Genomic DNA, 424 nt, shown 5'->3' on the forward strand with positions numbered 1-424 from the left:
GCTGCCCAACATCATGAAGGCGAAGAAGAAGCCGCTGGAGACGGTCAAGCCGGCGGATCTGGGGGTGGACGTGAGCCCGCGCCTGAAGACGCTCAAGGTGGTGGAGCCGCCCAAGCGCAGCGCGGGGGTGAAGGTGGCGGACGTGGCAGCGCTCGTCGAGAAGCTGAAGCTTGAGGCCAAGGTCATCTAAGGGGAGACGACGAGATGAGCATTCTTGTAATTGCCGAACACGACAATCAATCGATCAAGGCTGCGACCCTGAACACGGTGGCCGCCGCGCTGCAATGCGGCGACGACGTGCATGTGCTGGTCGCGGGCAACAACGCGAAGGCGGCGGCTGACGCGGCCGCACAGATCGCCGGCGTGAAGAAGGTGCTGCTGGCCGACGCGCCGTACTTCGGTGACGGCCTGGCCGAGAACATCG

2 pseudogenes are annotated in these 424 nt (G+C 64.6%); both read left to right on the plus strand.

Going from position 1 to position 424, the window contains the following annotated elements:
* Positions 1 to 190: pseudogene (locus A985_RS23960) on the plus strand (electron transfer flavoprotein subunit beta/FixA family protein); the annotation flags it as partial.
* 14 nt (positions 191 to 204) lie between these two features.
* Positions 205 to 424: pseudogene (locus tag A985_RS23965) on the plus strand (electron transfer flavoprotein subunit alpha/FixB family protein); the annotation flags it as partial.

Origin of the sequence: Pandoraea sp. B-6 (assembly GCF_000282835.1) — a bacterium.
Classification (GTDB): Bacteria; Pseudomonadota; Gammaproteobacteria; order Burkholderiales; family Burkholderiaceae; genus Pandoraea; species Pandoraea cepalis.